Annotated in this window: 4 protein-coding genes and 3 pseudogenes; 1 reads left to right on the plus strand and 6 read right to left on the minus strand. The window is 65.8% G+C overall.

Annotated elements, in window-relative coordinates; all coding sequences use genetic code 11:
- Positions 1–106: 106 nt before the first annotated feature.
- Positions 107–424, minus strand: a complete 318-nt coding sequence (locus tag CUT83_RS30260; protein WP_173915017.1) for a transposase — start codon at positions 422–424, stop codon at positions 107–109.
- A 185-nt stretch (positions 425–609) separates the two neighbouring features.
- Entirely contained in the window at positions 610–1,173 is a 564-nt protein-coding gene (locus CUT83_RS03690; protein ID WP_165869412.1) for a Uma2 family endonuclease, read from the minus strand.
- A gap of 276 nt (positions 1,174–1,449) precedes the next feature.
- Here CUT83_RS03690 and CUT83_RS03695 point away from each other — a divergent pair.
- Positions 1,450–1,692 (plus strand): annotated as a pseudogene (locus CUT83_RS03695) (tyrosine-type recombinase/integrase); the annotation flags it as partial.
- 100 nt (positions 1,693–1,792) lie between these two features.
- Here CUT83_RS03695 and CUT83_RS03700 read toward each other — a convergent pair.
- The 4 genes and pseudogenes from CUT83_RS03700 to CUT83_RS31680 all read right to left on the minus strand — a co-directional run bounded on the left by CUT83_RS03700 (position 1,793) and on the right by CUT83_RS31680 (position 3,923).
- The gene (locus tag CUT83_RS03700; protein ID WP_101254436.1) at positions 1,793–2,131 is read right to left on the minus strand and encodes a hypothetical protein; all 339 of its coding nucleotides are present in this window, start codon (positions 2,129–2,131) and stop codon (positions 1,793–1,795) included.
- On the minus strand, positions 2,121–2,417 hold the full coding sequence (locus CUT83_RS30705; protein ID WP_241524765.1) for a hypothetical protein: 297 nt from the start codon (positions 2,415–2,417) through the stop codon (positions 2,121–2,123). Before CUT83_RS30705 ends, CUT83_RS03700 begins: the two co-directional genes overlap by 11 nt.
- Before the next feature lie 78 nt (positions 2,418–2,495).
- Positions 2,496–2,855, minus strand: a pseudogene (locus CUT83_RS30710) (polymorphic toxin-type HINT domain-containing protein); the annotation flags it as partial.
- A gap of 2 nt (positions 2,856–2,857) precedes the next feature.
- Positions 2,858–3,923: pseudogene (locus CUT83_RS31680) on the minus strand (IS630 family transposase).
- Positions 3,924–3,940: the final 17 nt, after the last annotated feature.

A 3,940-nucleotide genomic window follows, 5' to 3' on the forward strand; every position in this document is an offset into this window, starting at 1 on the left:
CCGGCCACCCACGCGTAGTACGTGGACCGCGCGGTCTTCATCACCTTGCACAGCAGCGTGACCGGGTAGTTCGCCTTCTCCGCGTGGATGAACCGGCATATCGCGCTCACCGGTCGCTCTCCTTCGCGAAGAAGGCCGTCGCTTTTTTCAGGATCTCGATCGTCTTCGCCTGCTCAGCGGTCAGCTTCCGCAGCCGCTTCAGCTCCTCGTCCCGGTCGTCGGCACTCTGCCCGGCCCGCCCGGCCACGGGACCGGATCCGGTGTCCTGAGCGGCGCGGGCCTTCTTCACCCAGCCCCGCAGGGACTCCGAGCTGACCCCGAGCTCCCGGGCGACCTCGGTCACCGTCCGGCCCGACGACCGCACGAGCTCGATCGCGTCCCGCTTGTACTCGTCCGAGTACCGCTTCGTGTACTTGCTTCCCACCTGGCACTGCTTCCTCTGGGCTCTCACGTCCCAGTTTCCAGGTGTCCAAGATCAAGGGGAAGCTTCAAGCACACGAAGCTCCTGGCCTGACAGGTTGATCTTGGTCGACAACCCATCTACCAGGAGCTTCACCCGTTGCTACCGCCGGGGTCTGTCTCCAACCTCGGCGTCAGGTTGGAAACAGCTCACTGCCGGGAAAGTCCGGCCGGATCGATTGCAACAGGGAACGGGACATCCAGGCGGGTGGTCGCGCCCGCGAGTGCGGTCGTCCGCTCCATGTACCGGCCGCCTTCCAGCTCATAGACGACGAGCATCGGAGCCGGGTCGAACTCAAGCCGCCAGAAGTATGGGATGGCGGCCTCGGCGTAGAGCATCGGCTTGAACTTGCGGTCCACAGTGCGGTTGCCGGGAGAGACGAGCTCGACCACAAGCTGTACGCCGTCGGCGTCGACACTGACGCCGTCCTCGGCGGTCGCGCCGGCATCGGTCACTACGAGATCAGGGACGACGAGGCCCGAGGGCAGGATGACGTTGATGGCCTCCAGCACCTCGACCGGCGCCTCGGCGGCCTGGGCTGCCGCGTGGAGGAGCATGGCGAGCCGGAGCGAGGCGCGCTGGTGGCGGATGCCAGGTGCGGGGGACATTACGAGGGACTCCCCCAGCAGTTCATAGCGGGTGGTGCGGTCTTCGGGCAGGGCGAGGACGTCAGCAACGGTCCAGGGCCCTGTGTGGTCGATGGCAACGCTCATATCCCCTTCACCTCCTCGTCCGCCCGGCAGCCGCGGGCTGCATCGGCAGGCGGTACACGGCCAGCATACGGGCGCTCCCACCTGCTGACACGAGGGTTCGCCAGCACGAGCGGGACCTCGAATGCGCGTGCCCAACTCCTTGGATACCAGGCGCTCCGGCATGGGCACCCTGGTGCTGTCTGTGCGCGGCCAGGGGCTCGGGGCGGGCGGCGGGGCGGCGCCGTAGCGGCCGGGCCCGCGACCCGGCCGCGTGCGGGTCCGCGTCAGCGGGCCCGCCTTGACCGGGCCGGACTCCGACGCATCCGCTTCCACGACCTCCGGCACTCGACCGCCACCCTGCTCCTGGAACAGGGCGTCGACCTCATCGTGATCAAGGAACTCCTCGGACACGCCCACATCGGCGTCACCGCCGGCGTCTACGCCCACGTCCGACTCCGCCTGCAACGCCAAGCAATCGACACCCTCGGCTCAGGGAACGACGGCCCCGAAGACCCACCCGCCGCAGCCGTCGTCCGCTGACGTTGCCGTCAGCGTTGCCGTCAAAGACCAGGACGCCCCTTTCTCCGCCAATCGGGAAAGGGGCATCCTGTCTCACTTTTCGACAGCACCTACGGGTGAGCTAGCTTTCGCCCAGGAACTGCAAGACTCCTTCAGGTCCGCCTGAATCGATAATCCCCTTGAAGGAATCCAGCATCGCAGCCAGACCCCCCTCCGGAATGATCACGAGATCGGGACACTGAAAGTATGCCCCGCCGGAGCATTCTCCAGTCTCTTTCCATCGATCCATCACTTGCGCGATCGCGCGCAGCGTCATGAACGTGGCGCTCCACCGTGTCCCATCCGGGAGGGTGAGTTCCGCGTCTACATTCTCAACGTTTTCCTTGTCGTCCTCTGCGCCCAACATGAAGAGTGCGCTGAACTGCTGGTTCTCTACGCGATAGAGAGGGTCACTGACCATAGAGCTGATTCAGCCTCGCAATCACCTTGGACTCGTTCGCTTTATCTGACTTCCCAACGACCTGAATCCCTCCGTCAACGTTCCGGAAGAACAGGCGACCGCCGTTCCTTCCTCGCGCGTAGGTGACATCCGTTCCGGCCAAGGCCTTACTTCCGAGGCCCGGATTCATATTTCCGCGCGACAGCTGCTGGAACAGGCTGTCCAGATCGGCCTGAACCTTCTGATTCTTCCCTGCCTGCTGCGCGGCCTTCGTCAGCGCTGAATCCTCGCCAATGACAGAAGACATCGTTGTGAGGGGACAGTTGGAATTGTGAACCAGTACCGGCGTCTCGCCTGCCAGCACATAGTACGTGTGGATGCCCTGGACAGTGAGGTCGTGGGTGCGCTGGCGCTTGGTGAAGGAGCGGACCTCGTCGACGGCGACAGTGGCCCCGTCGGGAGCACGCAGAGACATGCCGGGAGCGAGCTCGCCGGCGTCCAGCCACTTCTCTTCGCTCTCCACCCAGAAGGGGTGGGTGGTGGTGGAGACAAGAGAGGCGGGGCCGTCTTCGGTGGTGATGGTGAGGTCGACGAAGTGCTTGTCGTCCTCGGTGACGATGGTGGCGACGACCTCACGGGTGGTTGTCTCACCGGTCTCGGGATCGGTGACGACGACCTTGTCACCTATCTCGACGTCTTCGATGCTCTTGGTGGTGCCGCTGAGGTCGAAAGGGTGGGGTGACAGAGCTACGGAGGCTCCAACACGAGTCCGGTCTCGGCGATGAAGCCGTCGAGGATCTCGGGTCGGCGTTGGATGCCGCGTAGTCGGTTCTTCACGAGTGGGGTGAGGCCGTCGATCGTGCGGGGCGCGAGGTTGGCCAGGGACTTCTTCAGGTGGGCCCACACGCCTTCAACGGGGTTGAGGTCGGGCGCATAGGGCGGGAGCTTGACGATGGTCAGCCAATCGCTGTTGCGTTCGCAGAACTCCCGCAAGGACTTGGCATGATGGATGCTGGCGTTGTCCCACACCACGATCAGTGGGGCACCGCCGAGCTGCCGACGGGCAGAGGTCAGCAGGTCCGCGAACTCACGCGCCCGGAAGCCCTTCTTCTCGCCGGTCCGGCCCCGGTACGTTTGGGTCCGATAGATCAGACGGGTCTCGCAGCCCGGTCTGACGCAGACCATCCCCGCCATCAGGACCCGGCCGGAACCCTTCCCCGTCACCCTGACCAGCGGTGTCCGCCCGCGTCGTGACCAGGTCCGGCCCTTACCGGGTTTCAGGTCCTGTCCGGCCTCGTCCTCGAACACTATCCACGCGCCCAGGAGTTGGGCCGTCCTCTTACCCGTGACCACTGCTCCGTTCGCCACGCGGCAACGGCCTGTTCGTCCCGCTCGACGGCCCGGTGCACGGGAACCTGTGGTGACCAGCCCAGCCGGTGCAGCAGATACGACACCCCCCGCGGGGTGTACCGGTGACCGAACAGGCGGTGGATCAGCTCCGCGACCCTGGCCAGGGTCCACCGCTGGTCCTCGCTCCAGCCGTGCGCGGCCGGCCCGGCCTCAGCTCTGCCTGCAACCACTCGGCCTGGGCATCGCCCAGGCGGCACGGAAAGCCGCCAGAGGCCAGGGCCGCGCTGCCGCCCTCACACCAGACAGCGTGCCAGGCGTACGCCGACTTCCGCGCCACCCGTAACCTGCGGGCCACCTCCGGCGGCCGCACTCCCTGCTCGAACATCTCCGCGGCATCGAAACGCACCTTCTCACGCTTCGCCCGCCCCACAGCGGTCAGACCGCCGCCATCCGCATACCTCATGACGAGGATGTAGCACC

It is taken from the genome of Streptomyces barkulensis (genome assembly GCF_002843305.1).
Classification (GTDB): Bacteria; Actinomycetota; Actinomycetes; order Streptomycetales; family Streptomycetaceae; genus Streptomyces; species Streptomyces barkulensis.